This is a genomic window from Mammaliicoccus sp. O-M54 (genome assembly GCF_022386035.1).
Taxonomy (GTDB): Bacteria; Bacillota; Bacilli; order Staphylococcales; family Staphylococcaceae; genus Mammaliicoccus; species Mammaliicoccus sciuri_A.
On sequence record NZ_JAJNJE010000001.1, the window covers coordinates 137,640 to 155,625 of the forward strand.

The following is a 17,986-nucleotide window of genomic DNA, read 5'->3' on the forward strand; positions in this document are numbered from 1 at the left end:
AGGAGTGATCACATGAAAATACAAGTTAAGGCTAAGTATATAGCGATTGCAACAGTTGAAGTCGACGCTCATGACTGGGATAGCGCAGTTAACGAAGTAGGGAAACTTGAAAAAGATTATCCTTATGAATTTTTAGACACTCGAAATATAAAACTAGAAGAAGTTGAACCTATAAATATTGTGGAGGGAAAGAGAAATGGTTAAATACGCACCAAAAATTGAGAGGAAATCAAAACATACAAAAGAAGATTTAGCGTTAGCAAAAGCGAACGGAGTAAATTCTAGTGTGTTTTATCAAAGATTAAATAAGGGTTGGACAGTTGAACAAGCAATTAATACACCTGTTAGAAAAAAAGTATTGTATTCAGATAAAGAATTAGCACTTATGAAATTGAACAAACTTACTAAAGATAAAGTAAATAAACGTATTTCAAATGGCGTACCAAGAGGACTAGCAATAAGGGTACCATCAAATGAAATATGCACTAAACAAATGATTGAAGAATATGAATTTGAAGAAATGAAAAAAGTCAAAAACAAGAAAAGAGAACAAGAATTACTGACTAAAAAGAAACCACATTTATTCAAAGTACCACAGAAAGCAACACGAGGTAAGTTCTGCAATCATCTGTGGGAGAACGATATATTCCCTAAAAGAAAGGTTGAGTGCTAATGGAATTCAAAGCAGGCGACAGAGTGCATGTGACGAGGTTGAATCATAATGACGTTGATTTTTACGCAACGTTAGTAGATGCAGGTGAAATTATTTGGGAATTAGATAATTGTAGCGACAGAGAATATAAATATGATGAAGTATATAAAGAAAACAACTTAAACTTCGGTAAAAACCAATCTGACTACTACACCCTAGCAACAGACGAAGAAGATACAGAAGAACCAGTTATTCAACGAATTAGATATATGAACAAAGCTATTGAAACATCAAAAAGATATATAGAGCAAGCTACACACGACCCAGTAAACAAACCGTCACATTATATGCTAGGCGATATCGAAGTGAAGGACATCATCGCAATTGTGGCTGATAAATACCATAAAGGTTCAGTAGCACATAACGTAGCGAGTGCATTGGAGTATCAAATGAGAGCGCCAGAGAAGAATGGACTAGAGGATATTAAGAAAGCGCGTAAATGTTTAGACTTCGCTATTGAGAATTGGGAGTGAGTGGATGGAATTGAATAAGATATACAACGAAGATTGTTTGGAAGGTATGAAGAAAATACCTGATAGTAGCATAGATTTAATAGTGACTGATCCGCCTTACAAAATAACTTCAAGAGGGAATGGTGGTAGTTCAGGAGGTATGTTTCAAAAAAAAAATTGTAAACACAGGAAGAATATTTAAACATAATACCATAGATATTGAGGAGTATATAGAAGAATTTTATAGAATATTAAAACCGAGTAGTCATTGTTACATTATGACCAATAATAAAAATATATCCAATTTTTTAAAAATTATAAGTGAAACCAAATTTCACTTTATTAAGAATTTAATATGGGTTAAAGACAACAAAATTATGGGTCAAACATATATGAGTCAATTTGAATATGTCATTATGCTAAGAAAAGGTAAACACAAAAAAATAAATCACTGTGGCACCAGCGATGTTATAAATATACCGAACAAAAAGATGAAAGATAAAAACAACAAAACAATACATGACACAGAAAAACCCGTGAAATTAAATGAACTATTAATTGAAAATTCTAGTCATCCAGGAGATTTAATATTTGACCCTTTTATCGGTATTGGGTCATCGGCTATAGCCGCAATAAATACCAACCGCAACTATATAGGTTTCGAACTAGACGAAGAATATTACAAAACATCAATTGAACGCATAAATAATCACAAGAAGGACAAACAAACAGACTTATTCGAGGTGTTAGACAATGGGACTACTTGATAAATACGATCTATACAATTCAGAAGGTAAAAAGATGTTTACAGTGATACCTGGTAAAGAAAACAACACTTTACTAGGTATGCCGCATACACCTTTTGTAAGACAAGAACATAAGTTGACTGATAGTGAGTTGAGAAGATTTAAAGCAGCACATGATTTGAAGTTAGAAGAAGAATTAGGGCTACAACTTGATATATGGGATGTGATTTGATGTCAACAATATTAGAAGAATTAATCGTAGCGAACAACAATTTAAACAAAAACAAAACAGGTAACTTACACATGGATAATATGACAGATTCCTTCGGTAAAGAAGTATTACGTGAAGTGATGAAACAGATTGAGAATGGTGCAAAGTTAGATGATGAATATGTGGAGGTAGAGTAGATGCCAACAATAAAAACAAAGAAAGAAATGAATTTACCAGAGTTGATTGAGTGGTTGTGGGATAACCAAAAATTACGTCAATGTACTGTGATATCAAATATGTACAATATCGTTAAACAAAAATCACGTGGAAGAATTGAATTTTCGGGTGGGGCATTTCATCCAGAAGAATTGTTTACAGTAATTTCAGAAGAAATTATAACAGAATATACCAACTTAGACACACTAGTTGAAGTTAGAGAAAACGGTACTGTTCATACACATTACGATACTTCAATTAGAGAAGAAGAACGCGACAGTACAGTAGAATTCCACACGTTAATAGAAGGTAAGTTAGTTCTAATTTGGGATAGAGAAGAAGGGCTGGTGGAGTAATGAACAAACCAACTAAAGAACAGTTACTTGAATTTGTTAATAATAACAATATTGATTATGACCCAGTAATTGATGATGAGAGTGCGTTAAGACATTTTAAACGACAACGCGATCAGTATAAGCGTGAACGTGACACTCTAATCAAAGATGTGGAGAAGTTACGCAAAACGATTGATAACTATAAATTAGCTATCAAAGAATTGAAATTTGGGGAAGATGCTCTTCGTTTACAATCTGATGAATATTTTGGTTTATGGCAAGACGTAGTTAGTAAATACAAGAGACTCACTGAACACATCAGAGATAAAGCACATAATAATCCAGGTAACAGTAGATATATTGCGTTAGTTCATTTCATTGATGAGATAGAAGGTGCTGATTAAATGCCAAAGAAAAACTATGAAAACATGTGGCACAAGTTAAAGTCCAACGTAGAACGTAACATCATTTCTGTTTATCCAGAAGTGAGAGAACATGTGCCAGATTATCGAGCAGGGCAGTTTGATGTGTTAGAAGAATTAGGCGCAAAAATTGACGATTTAGAAGGCAATTGTGACATACAGAATATTATTGATGACATGAATAGGAGTGAGTGACTATGGCGTATGAGTATGAAGAACTTTTAATTAAACAATTTAACCAAGCGTATCGAACAGGTGATTTGAAACAGATTAATCTAATCAAAGAACTCAAAGAAGTGTATATCAAAGCAAAAGCGTTAGATAAAGTTATAACAATAGTTGAAGATAAAGAAGAATTTTATAGCAACGAATTCATCGAAGCAGTGGTAAGCGCAGTTGATGAATTTATAGATTACGAATTGGAGGACAAACAAAATGACTAACATACAAGACTTAACAGAGAAAATTGAAAAATGGGCGATTGATCGCAACCTTCATACAGCAGACCCGAAGTCACAAGCAATTAAGTTATTCGAAGAACTAGGGGAATTAGCAGAAGGTTTGAGTAAGAATAAGATAGAACTCATTGAGGACGCAATAGGCGACTCATACGTGGTACTTACGATACTTGCTATGCAATTAGACCTAGATATTAATCAGTGCATACAAACAGCGTATGACGAGATTAAAGATAGGAAAGGTAAGATGGTTAACGGTGTATTTGTTAAAGAAAACGATTTATAAGGATAAGGGTGGCGAAAGTCACCCAGATATTTTAGATAAGGTACGAGAAATACTACGCAAGTAAACAAATACCGTAAGTATAAGGTTTTACTTGTACAAATACGCATATATGCAAGTGACGTGCAAGTAAGACTGTACTTACTAGGGGAGGACTAACTTATGGCTACAGAAAAACAAGTAGAGTTAGTATTGACATTGCAAAAGGAAGCATGGGAAAGAAAATATAAAAAACATCAAATAGAAAAAATGACTTACGAAGAAGTTTCTAAAGCTATTGAGTATTTAAGGAGTAAGAAAAAGAAAAATAGAATAGAAGCTGAAGAACAAGCAACTATAAATAAAATGAATAAATGGCAAATGAATATGTGGAAAGATTAAGGAGGACTACCAATGAAATTTTACCTTATAACATTAACATTATTGCTTATAGCATTGTACACATTCATTAAACAATCATATAAGTATGCGAGCGTCCAGGATGAAGTAGAGAAGAAAAAAGTTGGATTGAATGAATGGGGAAGTTTTCGAGATGACATGCCAGAGATACAAGCAGGAGATGTAATTGAACATAGATACACTCCAGAGAATGGGATTGAACACAGAATATTAAGAGTTGAACCACCAATCGATTACGAAGACACACAAGCGTATAAAGATAACGAACCATGGTTCACAGGAATGGGGAGATGTTGAATGAGAGAGTTTATGAAAATATTAATGATCATTGTAATAACTTTGAATTCTTCAACAATAGTGTTCCAAGTACAGCATGGTTTATATCCATTACTATGGGATAAAATTCTCATCATAATACTTTGCTTACAAATCATAAGTCAACTTAGTGACATTAAAAAATTAGAAAAAGAGAAAGTCACAATACTTCGTATCAATAATAGGAGTGATGCTGAATGAAACGAGAACCAGTATTCATCAAACCAACATACAAGTACAGAGGCGAAGTTAAAGAACATATTATTGAACGATTAGAGTTTAAAGATGTACCAGAGAATGATATTGAAAAGGTTACATTACTATTTCGAAGGTTTGGTCAGAATTTTAGGAATGCTTTCAAACGAAAGGAAGATGTTGAATGAAAACCTACACTCAAGAGCAAGTAGATAAAATTATAGAAGATATGCATGACGGTTATAGAAAAATAATGAAGAAGCATGATGATGAAATGCAAGAATTCACTATTAAGTATATGAAAGGTTTAGCTATTAAATGTGTACTGTTAGGTTTACTTAATGGTGCAATAATCGGATTAATGATAGGTAGTTTCTTATGACATTCGGATTAATACTATTCGCAGTTATAGTCATTGCACTAATAATAAATGCAGTTAAGGAGTGATAGTAAATGATATTACCAATCATAGCTTTAGTTTCATCTGTGCTTTGTTTGATATCTAGCGTTATCGTATATAAATTGAATAAATCAAGATTGCCATATGATATTGCATCTGAAAGTTATGTGAACGCAAGCGTAGAATTGTTAGAAAACAAAGTACAACCATTAATAGATAAGCATAAAGAAGAACAAGAACAGAAAGAAACCGAAACACAAAAAGCTCACTGGAAGTCATTTAATAAGTGGAAAATGCAAAAGGGAATGATGAATCAAGATGCAGGTGGTACAGAAATATGTATTGAATGTTATAACGACAATTTGGAGATAGATGTAGAGTATAAAAAAGTTCCAGGCAAACCTTATTATGCGTCTGACACATACGTTGGACATTTATTTGCAGAAAATGACTATCCATTATCAGCAGAACAAAAATGTACCGTATGTGGACATATTGTTGATAAGTGGAAATACGAGGAGTGATATCAAATGACCTATTACTTAGATAAGATAAACAACATTTTATTTATTAAGCCAAACGAAAAAGTTGAATTAAAAGCAATCGAAGATATATCTAAAGCATTTGAAGAAACAGGAATTCCTTACAAAGTTATTATTTTAGATCGTGATGATGAATTAGTAGTTATTTAATATAGAAGAAACTAGGAAGTGAAACGCATGACAAATTTAGATAAGGCGGTGAACGTACAAGCCTTAACACATGATGGCAACATAACTTATGCACATGCTACTAACAGGATGTCTACAAAATGGGTTAACCAGGAGATGCTGTGGAGTGAGTTCATTAAGAAGTTGTCAAAGACCGTTAAAACAAAAGAATCAATCAGTGAATACAACAAAATGTCTAAAAGTGAACAGTCTGAAATCAAAGACGTTGGGGGCTTTGTCGGTGGTTTCTTAAAAGGTGGCAGACGTAAAGCCGATAGCGTGATGAACCGTTCCATGTTAACACTTGATATCGACTACGGTGTTGAAGATATGGATGATGTGATCAGTATGCTATTCGATTACGCCTATTGTGTTTACTCAACGCATAAGCACAGACCAGAAAAACCAAGAATACGTTTAGTGATACCACTTAAACGTCATGTTGATTCAGAAGAATATGCAGCAGTGAGTATGAAAGTGGCAGAGTCGATTGGTATTGATTACTTCGACGATACCACTTATCAACCTCATCGCTTAATGTACTGGCCATCAACATCAGATGACGCAGAGTTCTACTTCAACTATCAAGACGCAGAGTTCTTGAACCCTGATGACGTGTTAGCTGAATATCATAATTGGCGCGACCCTTTAGAATGGCCAACGTCATCAAGACGTGAACAGTCGTATAAACGTATGGCAGATAAGCAAGGCGACCCACATGATAAACCAGGTATCGTCGGTGCATTCTGTAAGGCGTATGACATTCATGATGTGATTAGTGAGTTCTTAAGTGATATATACGAGAAATTCGACGATAACCGATACACATATTTAGATGGTTCGGCTGCAGGTGGATTAGTGCTTTATGATGACGGGAAGTTCGCTTATTCACATCATGGTACAGACCCAGTGAGTAGTAAGCTAGTAAACAGTTTCGACTTACTACGTATACACAAGTTCGGCGCACAAGATGAAGACGCTAAAGCGGATACACCTGTTAACCGATTACCTTCATATAAAAGTATGAAGCAACTCGCACAACAAGATGATCATGTTAAAGCGTTTATTATAGAAGAAAAAATCACAACAGCACAAGATGATTTCGATTTTATTGAAACAGATGAGACGGCATCAAACACAACAGATAAGAAGTGGAGTTCTAAACTAACATTAACTAAAGAAGGTGCAATTGAAGTAACTGTACCTAATATCATGTTGATTATGAATAATGACCCACATTTAAAAGGTAAAATCGCAATGAATGAGTTCAACGGTCGTCTTACGATTATGGGTCAGACACCATGGAGACGTGAGAAGAAACCAGGTAATTGGACAGATAATGATGATAGTGGACTCCGTAACTATATCGAACGCTACTATGATGTTTACAACAAGATTAAAACAGATGACGCGATTCGAAATGTTAGTCAGATGAATAGTTTCCACCCAATACGCGACTATTTAGATCCACTGGAGTGGGACGGCGTTGAACGTTTAGATACGTTATTCCATAGATATCTCGGTTCAGAGAATAACGATATTAATAGAGCAGTCACACGAAAGTCCTTCACTGCAGCGATAGCAAGAGTTTATGAGCCTGGTATTAAATACGATTACATGTTGACGTTATACGGTCCACAAGGTGTCGGTAAATCAGCTTTGATTGCTCGTATGGGTGGAGAATGGTTCTCTGATAGCGTGACAAGTGTGACAGGTAAAGAGTCTTATGAAGCATTGCAAGGTGCTTGGATTATTGAAATGGGAGAACTTGCAGCAACTAAAAAAGCAGAAGTTGAAAGTATTAAACACTTCATATCTAAACAAGTTGATTCGTTCCGTGTAGCATATGGCAGACATAAAGAGGACTTTCCTAGACAATGTGTGTTCTTTGGTACGACGAACAAGATAGACTTTTTAAGGGATGATACAGGTGGTCGTAGATTCTGGCCAATTACTGTTAAACCTGAACAAGCAAGTTCCCATTGGTCCAAATTGAAGAAAGAAGAGATCAATCAATTATGGGCAGAAGCCAAACATTATTATGAAGCAGGCGAACCTTTATTCTTAGAGAAATCACTTGAAAAAGAGATGAACGAGATACAAGCAGCACATACAGAAGAGTCGCCTTATGAAGGTGTGATACGAGAGTACCTTGATACTAAGATACCTAAGAATTGGGCGGAAATGGACATTGGGGCACGAAGAACGTTCTTAAGTGACGATGAGTTTGACGTAATAGGTGATGTGTCAGATGAACTTGTAGACCGTGATAGAGTGTGTGCCTTAGAAGTTTGGTGCGAGTGTTTAGGTAACGATAAAAACAGATTTCCACGTATGGAACAGAGAGAAATCAATGCAATATTGAAAAAGCAAAAAGATTGGAAACCGTACGATGGTAATAAAACACAAAGGTTATCGTTCGGAAAATACTATGGTGCCCAAAAGGCATTTACGAGAGATTATGACCTAATTTAGTATGTTCGTAACATTAAATATTATGTTCGTTATGTTCGTAGCAAAAATTAGCACTATGTTCGTTATGTTCATAAATATGTTCAAAATTTTAAGTTATGAACATACCTCAATCCCTTATATAGCAATGGTTAGAGTTGTATCATGTTCGTTATGTTCGTAATTTTTATAAAAGTATAAAATATATTGATTAGGGAGGCAGAGAGGTATATACACAATGCCTAATCTCCCTAATCCAATATTCTAAGAGAAACTAAGTAAATTTTGAACATATTGAACATAGCTTACATTTCAGGAGTGAAATTATGGAAAGTGAAAAAAGTATCGAAAAACACCTAAAAACGAACATTGAACGTTTGAACGGTTTTTGTTTGAAATGGGTAGCACCTGGAATAAAAGGTGTGCCAGACAGAATTGTTTTAATGCCTGGTGGCAAAACTTATTTAGTAGAGTTGAAAACGCAAAAAGGTAAAACGAGTTCAACTCAAAAATATATACACAAAAAATTTAAAGAGATTGATCATCATGTTTATATTTTAAATTCAAAAGAAGCAGTCGATAAATTTATAGAAGAGGTGATTGAATGGCAATAGATTTTGTACCACATGCCTATCAAGATTATGCGATACAAAAAATCATTGATAATAAAAAATATGGTCTCTTCTTGGATATGGGATTAGGAAAGACGGTATCAACTTTAACAGCGATTAACGAACTTATATATGACCATTTAGAAGTTGAACGCGTGTTAGTAATCGCACCTAAACGTGTAGCAGAAGACACATGGACAAGAGAAACATCAAAGTGGAAACATCTTAATCACTTAAGAATTTCTAAAGTGTTAGGCAATGTGAAACAACGAAGAAAAGCATTAGTGAAAGAAGCAGACATCTATGTGATTAATCGAGAAAATGTTAAATGGTTATGTGATGAGTATACAGGTAGACGAACATGGCCGTTTGATATGGTTGTTATAGATGAGCTATCAAGCTTTAAGAACTCAAGCAGTGTCCGATTCAAAGAACTCAAAAAGAAGATGCCACTTGTTGACAGGTTCGTCGGACTAACTGGAACGCCAGCACCTAATTCACTATTAGACTTATGGAGTCAGATATATTTAATAGATTCAGGAGAACGATTAGGCAAAGCCTACTCACATTATCGTGAGCGTTACTTCTATCCAGCACAGTCATTAGGTAATAATGTGTTTAAGTGGAAAGCGAAACCTGAAGCAGAAGAAAACATTTATAACTTAATTGATGATATATGTGTATCGATGAAAGCACAGGACTATTTGGAAATGCCAGAACGAATCGACTCAGTTAAAGAAGTGAAGTTAGAAGACAAAGAGAGACAGTTGTACGAGAAGTTAGAGAAAGAGATGATATTAGAATTTACTGAAGGAGACATTGTCGCATTGAATGGTGCGTCATTAAGTCAAAAGCTATTACAACTTTCTAACGGTGCAAGTTATAACGATAACAAAGGTGTACAACATATACATGATCGTAAGATTGAAATGTTAAAAGATATTGTGGAAGAAGCGCAAGGCTCACCAATATTAGTCTTTTATAATTTTAAGCATGATAAGACAAGATTACTTGAAGCGTTTAAAGAAGCTAAAACCTTAGATGATGAACATGCAATCTATCATTGGAACAATGGAGATATACCAATGTTGTTAGTACATCCAGCGAGTGCAGGTCATGGTCTTAACCTACAAGATGGAGGACACATCATAGCATGGTACGGATTAACTTGGTCGTTAGAGTTATACCAACAAGCTAACGCTAGATTGTATAGACAAGGACAAGAACACACAACAGTCATTCATCATATACTAACTGAACAATCAATAGACCAAAGAGTGTATGAAGTGTTGCAAGGTAAAGAAGAAGGACAAGACGCGTTACTTAAAGCAATAGATGCGCGCATGAAAGAGATAGAGATGGAAGGGGTTATGGTTTAATGAGAAACAGTACGATTAAATACTTAGAAGAAGAGTTATGCAACTATGATCATACACGTATGCGTATGAAAGAATTAAGAGAAGAGATAAGAACACCATGGCAACCACAAGATGAGAACATTGGAGGTGGTAGAAGTAACAACAACGTAAGTACAACAGAACTAACAGCAACAAGGTTAGTTAATGACAAACGTATTGAACATCTTCAACGTGTGACAATAGCAATAGAGAAGGTATACGAAGAAGGTAATCAGTTAGAACGTGACCTGATGTCAATGTACTACTTCAAGAAGCCAAGACTATTAACAGTAGCAGGTATCATTGATAAGTTACACATTAGTCGTAGTCACTTCTTTAGAATCAAGAAGGGAATCATTATTAAGTTAGCAGATGAATTAGGTATCGAGCATTAAGAATGAGACTATTATGAGACTTTTGAGGTGTGTCAAGGTGTTATTATGATAGTGTAGAAAGATTATAGATAACAATTAGTCATACTCAATCATCTCCTTTATATACAAGTAATCATATATCTATAGTCAATCACGGACTGTACTCAATAGAGTACGGTCCTTTTGTTTTGCTTATTGAAGCTGAGAGGATAGTGATCCGTTATGTGTATAACATATCTGGACTGATGAGCCTAACTCATAAGGTGGTAGATGTAAGTGTTAACAGAGCAAGAGTGTAGAGCGTTCTATAACGGTATGAAGTGGCGCAACATGAGAAGCTACATAAAAGAAAAGAATAACTATGAATGTCAAGAATGTAAAAGACAAGGCAAGGTATCACTCGATATATATGAGAAGAATAAGAACGACAGGAAGAAGATTAAACTTGTAGTCCATCATATAAAAGAGTTGAAAGATTATCCTGAACTCGCCTTAGACGAAGACAATCTTGAAACGTTATGTGTTGAGTGCCATAACAAGATACATGATAGAAATTTTAAATCTAATTTCAAACATCGTGAATCGAAATGGAAAGATGAAAATTGGTAATCAAAAATATAAAATATTTAAATATTAAATTTCGTGCAATCTATTTATACCCCCACCCCAAAAAGTTTTCATTTGGAAACTCGACAGGGAACCGGTGGAGGGTATTCGAATCCGCAGATTTTTCTAAAATAAAAATACGTTAGGGGGGGTATATAAATGAAGAACAAAAGGAAAATTGAGACCTATTTGCTGAGCAAAATCGAAAAAGATAATCCAGTACAAACTGAAAAAGTTGAAAGGTATTTAAATCTTTTAGATATTTTTTATAAGCTAGATGCTGATATCAAAAAGAAAGGTTTGATGGTCGAAACAAAAAATGCCTCACAATCTTTTATCAAACCGAATCCGTTAATCGCTGAAAAAAACAAAGTAAACACTTCGCTTTTAGCTATAGAAAAATCATTCGGATTTGAGAAAAAAGAAGTAGAAGATGATAAGCCCTCCAACGATTATGTATGATCAGTCAAAAGTATGTAAATGAATATATTGATATGTGGGAAAACGGTGAAATAATTTTAAATCAAGAAAGAATAGATTTAATTAATTATCTTCAGAAATATGTATTAACTAGAGAAGATGTGTATTTTGACGAAGACACAATAGAGGATTGTATTAAATTTGTAGAAAAATGGTACTTTCCAACAGAGGCGTTTCAAAGGTTTATTATTGCTTTTATATTTCTGATAGATAAAGAAATAGAGCAAGCTTATTTTACCGAAATAGTTATATTTATGGGACGTGGTGGAGGGAAAAACGGACTAATAAGTGCTATAAGTGATTTTCTTTCTACGCCTTTACACGGTGTAGAAGATTACCATATATCAATCGTGGCTAACAGTGAGGAACAAGCTAAAACATCATTTGATGAAATCTACAAAACAATAACAAAAAGTAAAAGAAATAAAACAGGAAAAACTCCTAATGGACCCTATATTGTAAGTAAAACTGAGATTAAAAACAGGGATACAGGATCAGTTATTAAATACAACACATCAAACACAAAGACCAAAGATGGTGGGCGTGAAGGGTGTGTTATTTTTGATGAAATACATTACTTCGATGGTCCAGAAATGGTTAACGTCAAACGTGGAGGACTTGGTAAGAAACCTAATAGACGTACATTTTATATCAGTACAGATGGTCATTTAAGAGAAGGCTACATGGATTCAATGAAGGATAAGATAAAAAGCGTCTTAGCTGGAGAATTTAAAAACAGTAGGCTATTTCCTTTTTATTGTAAATTAGACGACTTGAAGGAGATGGACGATGAAACAATGTGGGAGAAAGCAAACCCGATGTTTCATAAACCTTTGTCTGATTATGCAAAAATTTTAAAAAGTACTGTACGAGAAGAATACGACGACCTTCCTTATAATCGTTCCAACAGATCTGAGTTTGTAACAAAGCGTATGAATTTACCTGAACAAGACCCAGAAAGTGTAGTAGCGCCTTGGGAAGAAGTTAAAGCTACTAACAGACCAATGCCTAATTTAGAAGATAGAATGTGCATAGGTGGTCTGGATTATGCATTCGTTAAAGACTTTGCAAGTGTAGGACTTTTGTTCAGAGATGGTGATGATTATATTTGGAAAACTCATTCATTCATAAGAAAAGGATTTTTAGATACTACAAAACTAGAACCTCCAATACATGAATGGGAGAAAGATGGTCTGCTAACTATAGTCGACACTGAAGTTATAGAAATTGATTTTATTACTGATTGGTTTGTAGAGATGTCTAAGCAATACAACTTAAAAAAAGTTATAGCAGATAATTATCGAATAGATATAGTAAGGCACGCGTTTGAAAAAGTGGGTATCGAATTAGAAGTACTAAGAAATCCTAAGGCGTTACACGGATTATTAGCTCCACGAATAGATACTATGTTTGCTAAAAGACAAATAGTATTTGGAGATAATCCTTTAATGAGATGGTTTACGAATAATGTAGCTGTAAAAATGATGCCTGACGGATCTAAACAATATATTAAAAAAGATGAAATATATAGAAAAACTGATGGATTCCATGCGATGCTGCATTCACTTTATCGTGCAGATGAGTTATTGGAAGAAGATATTAGCAATTCATTAGACTTTCTAAATGCAATAAATTTCTAGTAAAGGAGGGAAGAAAATGGCAAGTTTTTTCGAAAAGATATTCGGTCGTCATGAAGAAGCGAGTTGGATGTATGATTTAGAGTTTTTTCAAGATACGACAACAAAAGTGTATTTGAAGAATATGGCATTACAAACAAACATTGAATTTCTTGCAAGAACGATTTCACAATCTGAATTCCGAATAATGAACAACAATAAATCCATTAAAGATAAAACGTGGCATAAGTTGAATATCAGACCAAACACGGATCTATCTTCATCTGACTTTTGGCAAAAAGTGATTTATAAACTTATCTATGAGAATGAAGTGTTAATCGTACAAAGCGACACTAAGGATTTATTAGTGGCAGACAGTTACGACAGAAAAGAATTCGCACTCTATCCCGATAGGTTTTCACATGTCATGGTCAAAGATTTTGAGTTTGAAAGGTCTTTTGAAATGGGCGAAGTCATCTATTTAACGTATAACAATAATAAATTAAGTACTTTTGTAGATGGTCTGTTTGGAGACTACGGAGAAATATTTGGTCGCATGATAAGCGCTCAAATGCGTAATAACCAAATCAGAGGAATTGTGAACGTTGATTCATCAAAGAAAATGGATTCTGAAGAAATTCAAAAAATGCAAGACTATGTTAATAAGATAACAAGTTCATTTAGTACTAATGCAGTAGCAGTTGCACCTTTAACAAAAGGATTTGAGTACCAAGAAGTATCAGGTAGCACAAAAACAGGTTCTGCGAATTTTGAGGACTTGGCTAAGTTGAAGAAATCCTTACAAGATGATGTTGCTAAAGCAATAGGTATTCCACCTGCGCTCATAAACGGTGAATTAGCAGACATGGATAATGCCTTAGAGTCTTATATTAAATTCTGTATCAAACCTTTAATAAAGAAAATAGAAGACGAACTCAACGCGAAACTGTTTACTGAATCTGACGTGATTAATGGTCGTTACATTAAAGTTGTCGGCATAGACAAAAAAGACCCATTAGAACACGCTGAATCGGTAGATAAACTTGTATCGAGTGGAACCTTCACAAGAAACCATGTAAGAGTGATGTTCGGTGAAGAACCTTCAGACGATGCAGAACTAGACAATTATTTAGTAACTAAGAACTACACAGGAACATTGGAAGGTGGTGATACAGATGAAGATTAATGTCAAAGGGGCAATCATTTCTAATGACGACAAATGGATTTATGATTTGTTAGATATGGACGCGACATCTCCTAAAGATATCACTGATGCGCTACCTTCAAATGCTGAAGATGTAGAAGTTATCATCAATAGTGGTGGCGGAGACGTTTTTGCCGGTAGTGAGATTTATACAACGCTTAAAGCTTATCCAGGGAATGTACATGTCAAAGTTGTAGGTGTTGCAGCAAGCGCAGCTTCAGTCATTGCAATGGCAGGCCAAACAATCGAGATGAGTCCAACTGCTCAAATGATGATCCATAACGCAAGTACCATTGCAATGGGAGACGACAGAGAAATGGCGTCAGCTTCTAAAATGCTTAACGGTGTTAACCGTGGTATCGCAAATGCCTATATCGAAAAAACAGGTAAGAGCGAACAAGAAATTTTAGATTTAATGAACGCAGAAACATGGTTAAACGCTCAAGATGCAGTTGATTTAGGATTTGCTGATACAAAGATGTTCGGCGAAAACGTACCTAAGTTAGTTGCTAATTCTGGACAAATGCTTTCAACTGAAGCAATGAATAAAGTTTCAGCTTTGATGAGCAAGACACCAGAAATCAAAATCGATGTAGACGCAATTGCAAACAAAGTTTTAGAAAAATTAGAAGAAAAAGGACCTAAAGATGTTGAGGGCAGGATTAGTAACACCCAATCCAAAAAACAGTCTACTAGGTTCTTTTTTTAATACAAAAAATTAAGGAGGGTCATAGAATATGACTATTAAATTATCAGACGACTTCAAGACAGCTCGTCAAGAATTTTTAAATGCCATTCAAAATGGTGAAACAGAAGAAGTACAAGCCGAATTATATGGCGGTATGATCAATGAACTATTTGAAGAAGCTAGAAAACAAGCAAAACAAGAAGCAGAAGCGGTTGCTTCATTACCAACACAAGACAGTAAATTAACTGCTCAACAACGAAAATTCTTCAATGAAATCAATACTGAGGTCGGTTATAAAGAAGAAAAATTATTACCAGAAGAAACGATTGACCGTATCTTTGAAGATTTAACAACTCAACATCCTTTACTTGCTGATTTAGGAATTAAAAATGCTGGATTACGTCTTAAGTTCTTAAAATCAGAAACATCAGGCGTTGCAGTATGGGGTAAAATCTTTGGTGAAATTAAAGGTCAATTAGATGCAGCGTTCAGCGAAGAAACTTCAATTTCTAACAAACTTACAGCGTTTGTTGTATTACCTAAAGATTTAAAAGACTTCGGACCTGCATGGATTGAAAGATTTGTTCGTTTACAAATTGAAGAAGCTTTTGCAGTTGCATTAGAAGCGGCGTTCTTAAATGGTACTGGTAAAGACCAACCTATCGGATTAAACCGTCAAGTACAAGAAGGCGTATCAGTAACTGGTGGGGAATATCCAGAAAAAGAATCAGAAGGTACTTTAACGTTTAAGGACCCACGTACAACTGTTCTTGAATTAACAAAAGTATTTAAATTCCACTCAACAGATGAAAAAGGTAAATCAGTTCAGGTTAAAGGAAATGTGTCAATGGTTGTCAATCCGTCTGACGCATTTGAAATCCAAGCACAATATACGCATTTAAATGCAAATGGAGTGTATGTAACAGCCTTACCTTATAACTTAAATATCATCGAATCTATCGCGCAACCTGCAGATAAAGTCTTAACTTATGTTAAAGGTCGCTATGATGGTTATTTAGGTGGCGGAATTAACATTCAAAAATTCGACCAAACGTTAGCAATTGAGGATATGGATTTATATACTGCGAAACAATTTGCATATGGTAAAGCAAAAGATAATAAAGTTGCAGCAGTCTACGATTTAGCAATTGATAAAGGCGAAGATACTCCCTAATGGACCCCAAAAGGTTGAGGTAATCGCTAACGCTAAGTCGGCAATTATCTCTGCAGAATAGGGGGTTGATTAAATGATAACTGATAAACATGTACAAGAATTTAAAGAAGACATGAATATCTTTCATAAATCACAAGATGATAAGTTCAAACGCAACTTGAATTCGTCATATTTAGCAATACAAAATATTTGTGGCGCATTTGAAATTGACGAAAGTATATTAGGGAAAGAATTGGTGTTTGAAAGAACAAGGTACATGAACAATGATCAACTGGAATTTTTCGATGATAACTTCTCAACGATGATTAGCGATTTCGGATTACTCAATAAGATAATGGCAGGTGGTATAGATGAATCCGATAAACTTCAAAATTAAAAAAACAGTTTCTGGAGACTATAATACACCTGTTAATTTTTATGAGTATAAAGATACAAGTCCATATCCGGATGAGATTGAAGAAAGAAAACTCTATTATTGCCTAGCTGAAATGTATAATCTATCTGCTAAAGATTGGGAAATACTAAATGTAAGTTCATCTAAAACAGGTATGACGATTGTTATACCAGACCCTTTAGAAGACTATACGCCACGTACCAATCATGTTGTTGAAGTAGACGACTTTAGGTTAGAACATAAACGGTATGACATTTTAGAGTTCAGACTAAATAAACCGGAAAAAGGACAAGTCACAATCGTTTTAGGTAATAGACCATGACCGTCGAGATAAAAGGTGTACAACAACTTGTTAATCAACTTGAGAAAAAGTTTGGCGTCGAAAATACAAAAAGAGTTAATGACCAAGCATTGAAAAAAGCAGGTGCTTATTTTGAAAAAGAACTAAGCTCAGCTTTCGAAACTTTTAAAGATACAGGCGCATCTATTGATGAAATTAAACTATCTAATCCTATGATGATTCAAGGTGTCAGAGGTATAAAAGTTTATTGGGAAGGACCTATGGACCGTTATAGGCTTATTCATTTAAATGAGTGGGGATATACTCGAAATGGAATTAAACAAACTCCTAAAGGTCATGCAGTAATTGCAAAAACACTTAAGAATTCAGAAAAGATTTATAGAAACATCGTAAAAGATGAGATAAGGAAGAATCTAATATGAATATATTAATGTATTTAAGAGAATTGCTACTCAATAATGATCTCATTCAACAAGAAATAGATAATAGAATTTATTTCTATAAAGTTGGTGAAAATACTGATACCTCAAAAACTTTTATTATAATTACTCCAGTTGATGGAGAGCCTAGTACCTTTGTTTCGGATAAATACTTATCTGAGACTTTTTTTGTACAGATTGATGTTCAGAGTTCTAAATATGACACATCACTAAAAGTGGCAAATAGAATTAGAAAAATTTTATGGGCTAATGGTTTTAAGCAAGAAGACAAAGAATTTAATGAACATTTCGAAGAAACAAAAAAATATGTTCTAGCAAGAAAATATTTAGGAATACCAAAAAACAAATATTACAAAGGAGAGCCCGTTGAATAACGTGCTCTTTTTAATTTAAGGA

Annotated in this window: 32 protein-coding genes; all 32 read left to right on the forward strand. The window is 34.5% G+C overall.

Annotated elements, in window-relative coordinates:
* Positions 1-12: 12 nt before the first annotated feature.
* The 32 genes from LQ673_RS00745 to LQ673_RS00900 all read left to right on the forward strand — a co-directional run bounded on the left by LQ673_RS00745 (position 13) and on the right by LQ673_RS00900 (position 17,964).
* Positions 13-204 carry a hypothetical protein gene (locus LQ673_RS00745; protein WP_239744952.1) on the forward strand — a complete coding sequence of 64 codons (192 nt, stop codon included), beginning with the start codon at positions 13-15 and terminating at the stop codon, positions 202-204.
* Positions 197-673 (forward strand): SA1788 family PVL leukocidin-associated protein, encoded by a 477-nt coding sequence (locus LQ673_RS00750; protein ID WP_239744954.1) that lies wholly within the window; start codon positions 197-199, stop codon positions 671-673. Before LQ673_RS00745 ends, LQ673_RS00750 begins: the two co-directional genes overlap by 8 nt.
* Entirely contained in the window at positions 673-1,185 is a 513-nt protein-coding gene (locus LQ673_RS00755; protein WP_239744955.1) for a DUF3310 domain-containing protein, read from the forward strand. The genes LQ673_RS00750 and LQ673_RS00755 overlap by 1 nt, the downstream gene beginning before the upstream one ends.
* A gap of 119 nt (positions 1,186-1,304) precedes the next feature.
* On the forward strand, positions 1,305-1,931 hold the full coding sequence (locus LQ673_RS00760) for a DNA-methyltransferase (protein WP_239744956.1): 627 nt from the start codon (positions 1,305-1,307) through the stop codon (positions 1,929-1,931).
* A complete protein-coding gene (locus tag LQ673_RS00765; RefSeq protein ID WP_191835777.1) occupies positions 1,918-2,142 on the forward strand; it encodes a DUF3269 family protein in 225 nt (74 codons plus the stop codon). The genes LQ673_RS00760 and LQ673_RS00765 overlap by 14 nt, the downstream gene beginning before the upstream one ends.
* Entirely contained in the window at positions 2,142-2,318 is a 177-nt protein-coding gene (locus LQ673_RS00770; protein WP_191835778.1) for a hypothetical protein, read from the forward strand. Before LQ673_RS00765 ends, LQ673_RS00770 begins: the two co-directional genes overlap by 1 nt.
* The gene (locus LQ673_RS00775; RefSeq protein ID WP_239744957.1) at positions 2,319-2,693 is read left to right on the forward strand and encodes a hypothetical protein; all 375 of its coding nucleotides are present in this window, start codon (positions 2,319-2,321) and stop codon (positions 2,691-2,693) included.
* The gene (locus tag LQ673_RS00780) at positions 2,693-3,076 is read left to right on the forward strand and encodes a hypothetical protein (protein ID WP_239744959.1); all 384 of its coding nucleotides are present in this window, start codon (positions 2,693-2,695) and stop codon (positions 3,074-3,076) included. The genes LQ673_RS00775 and LQ673_RS00780 overlap by 1 nt, the downstream gene beginning before the upstream one ends.
* Positions 3,077-3,289: a hypothetical protein gene (locus LQ673_RS00785; RefSeq protein ID WP_239704742.1), complete on the forward strand. Its 213-nt coding sequence runs from the start codon at positions 3,077-3,079 to the stop codon at positions 3,287-3,289.
* A gap of 2 nt (positions 3,290-3,291) precedes the next feature.
* The gene (locus tag LQ673_RS00790) at positions 3,292-3,537 is read left to right on the forward strand and encodes a hypothetical protein (protein WP_239704741.1); all 246 of its coding nucleotides are present in this window, start codon (positions 3,292-3,294) and stop codon (positions 3,535-3,537) included.
* Positions 3,530-3,838, forward strand: coding sequence for a MazG-like family protein (locus LQ673_RS00795; RefSeq protein ID WP_239704739.1), 309 nt, complete (start codon positions 3,530-3,532; stop codon positions 3,836-3,838). Before LQ673_RS00790 ends, LQ673_RS00795 begins: the two co-directional genes overlap by 8 nt.
* A 159-nt stretch (positions 3,839-3,997) precedes the next feature.
* Positions 3,998-4,216: a hypothetical protein gene (locus tag LQ673_RS00800; protein WP_239704738.1), complete on the forward strand. Its 219-nt coding sequence runs from the start codon at positions 3,998-4,000 to the stop codon at positions 4,214-4,216.
* A gap of 12 nt (positions 4,217-4,228) precedes the next feature.
* Positions 4,229-4,531 carry a hypothetical protein gene (locus LQ673_RS00805; RefSeq protein ID WP_239744961.1) on the forward strand — a complete coding sequence of 101 codons (303 nt, stop codon included), beginning with the start codon at positions 4,229-4,231 and terminating at the stop codon, positions 4,529-4,531.
* Positions 4,532-4,750, forward strand: coding sequence for a hypothetical protein (locus LQ673_RS00810; RefSeq protein WP_239704734.1), 219 nt, complete (start codon positions 4,532-4,534; stop codon positions 4,748-4,750). It begins immediately after the preceding gene.
* Positions 4,747-4,932 carry a hypothetical protein gene (locus LQ673_RS00815; RefSeq protein ID WP_239704733.1) on the forward strand — a complete coding sequence of 62 codons (186 nt, stop codon included), beginning with the start codon at positions 4,747-4,749 and terminating at the stop codon, positions 4,930-4,932. Before LQ673_RS00810 ends, LQ673_RS00815 begins: the two co-directional genes overlap by 4 nt.
* Positions 4,929-5,126, forward strand: coding sequence for a hypothetical protein (locus LQ673_RS00820; RefSeq protein ID WP_239744963.1), 198 nt, complete (start codon positions 4,929-4,931; stop codon positions 5,124-5,126). Before LQ673_RS00815 ends, LQ673_RS00820 begins: the two co-directional genes overlap by 4 nt.
* Before the next feature lie 71 nt (positions 5,127-5,197).
* Entirely contained in the window at positions 5,198-5,668 is a 471-nt protein-coding gene (locus LQ673_RS00825; protein WP_239704731.1) for a hypothetical protein, read from the forward strand.
* 6 nt (positions 5,669-5,674) lie between these two features.
* Complete coding sequence (locus LQ673_RS00830) at positions 5,675-5,836, forward strand: hypothetical protein (RefSeq protein WP_239704730.1); 162 nt, start codon at positions 5,675-5,677, stop codon at positions 5,834-5,836.
* Between the two features lie 27 nt (positions 5,837-5,863).
* Complete coding sequence (locus LQ673_RS00835; protein WP_239744965.1) at positions 5,864-8,329, forward strand: virulence-associated E family protein; 2,466 nt, start codon at positions 5,864-5,866, stop codon at positions 8,327-8,329.
* A gap of 302 nt (positions 8,330-8,631) precedes the next feature.
* Positions 8,632-8,919, forward strand: coding sequence for a VRR-NUC domain-containing protein (locus LQ673_RS00840; RefSeq protein ID WP_239744968.1), 288 nt, complete (start codon positions 8,632-8,634; stop codon positions 8,917-8,919).
* The gene (locus LQ673_RS00845) at positions 8,910-10,295 is read left to right on the forward strand and encodes an SNF2-related protein (protein WP_239744970.1); all 1,386 of its coding nucleotides are present in this window, start codon (positions 8,910-8,912) and stop codon (positions 10,293-10,295) included. Before LQ673_RS00840 ends, LQ673_RS00845 begins: the two co-directional genes overlap by 10 nt.
* The gene (locus LQ673_RS00850) at positions 10,295-10,708 is read left to right on the forward strand and encodes a transcriptional regulator (RefSeq protein WP_239744973.1); all 414 of its coding nucleotides are present in this window, start codon (positions 10,295-10,297) and stop codon (positions 10,706-10,708) included. The genes LQ673_RS00845 and LQ673_RS00850 overlap by 1 nt, the downstream gene beginning before the upstream one ends.
* 309 nt (positions 10,709-11,017) lie before the next feature.
* A complete protein-coding gene (locus LQ673_RS00855) occupies positions 11,018-11,296 on the forward strand; it encodes an HNH endonuclease (protein ID WP_239704721.1) in 279 nt (92 codons plus the stop codon).
* Between the two features lie 156 nt (positions 11,297-11,452).
* Positions 11,453-11,755 carry a P27 family phage terminase small subunit gene (locus tag LQ673_RS00860; protein ID WP_239704719.1) on the forward strand — a complete coding sequence of 101 codons (303 nt, stop codon included), beginning with the start codon at positions 11,453-11,455 and terminating at the stop codon, positions 11,753-11,755.
* Entirely contained in the window at positions 11,752-13,413 is a 1,662-nt protein-coding gene (locus LQ673_RS00865; RefSeq protein WP_239704717.1) for a terminase TerL endonuclease subunit, read from the forward strand. Before LQ673_RS00860 ends, LQ673_RS00865 begins: the two co-directional genes overlap by 4 nt.
* 16 nt (positions 13,414-13,429) lie before the next feature.
* A complete protein-coding gene (locus LQ673_RS00870) occupies positions 13,430-14,575 on the forward strand; it encodes a phage portal protein (protein ID WP_239704715.1) in 1,146 nt (381 codons plus the stop codon).
* Positions 14,565-15,302, forward strand: coding sequence for a head maturation protease, ClpP-related (locus tag LQ673_RS00875; protein WP_239704713.1), 738 nt, complete (start codon positions 14,565-14,567; stop codon positions 15,300-15,302). Before LQ673_RS00870 ends, LQ673_RS00875 begins: the two co-directional genes overlap by 11 nt.
* A 28-nt stretch (positions 15,303-15,330) precedes the next feature.
* The gene (locus tag LQ673_RS00880) at positions 15,331-16,455 is read left to right on the forward strand and encodes a phage major capsid protein (protein ID WP_239704711.1); all 1,125 of its coding nucleotides are present in this window, start codon (positions 15,331-15,333) and stop codon (positions 16,453-16,455) included.
* Positions 16,456-16,528: 73 nt separating this feature from the next.
* Positions 16,529-16,831, forward strand: coding sequence for a phage gp6-like head-tail connector protein (locus LQ673_RS00885; protein ID WP_239704710.1), 303 nt, complete (start codon positions 16,529-16,531; stop codon positions 16,829-16,831).
* Positions 16,806-17,171, forward strand: a complete 366-nt coding sequence (locus LQ673_RS00890; protein WP_239704708.1) for a hypothetical protein — start codon at positions 16,806-16,808, stop codon at positions 17,169-17,171. The genes LQ673_RS00885 and LQ673_RS00890 overlap by 26 nt, the downstream gene beginning before the upstream one ends.
* Entirely contained in the window at positions 17,168-17,572 is a 405-nt protein-coding gene (locus LQ673_RS00895) for an HK97-gp10 family putative phage morphogenesis protein (RefSeq protein ID WP_239704706.1), read from the forward strand. Before LQ673_RS00890 ends, LQ673_RS00895 begins: the two co-directional genes overlap by 4 nt.
* A complete protein-coding gene (locus LQ673_RS00900) occupies positions 17,569-17,964 on the forward strand; it encodes a hypothetical protein (RefSeq protein WP_239704704.1) in 396 nt (131 codons plus the stop codon). The genes LQ673_RS00895 and LQ673_RS00900 overlap by 4 nt, the downstream gene beginning before the upstream one ends.
* The last annotated feature ends 22 nt before the right edge of the window (positions 17,965-17,986 follow it).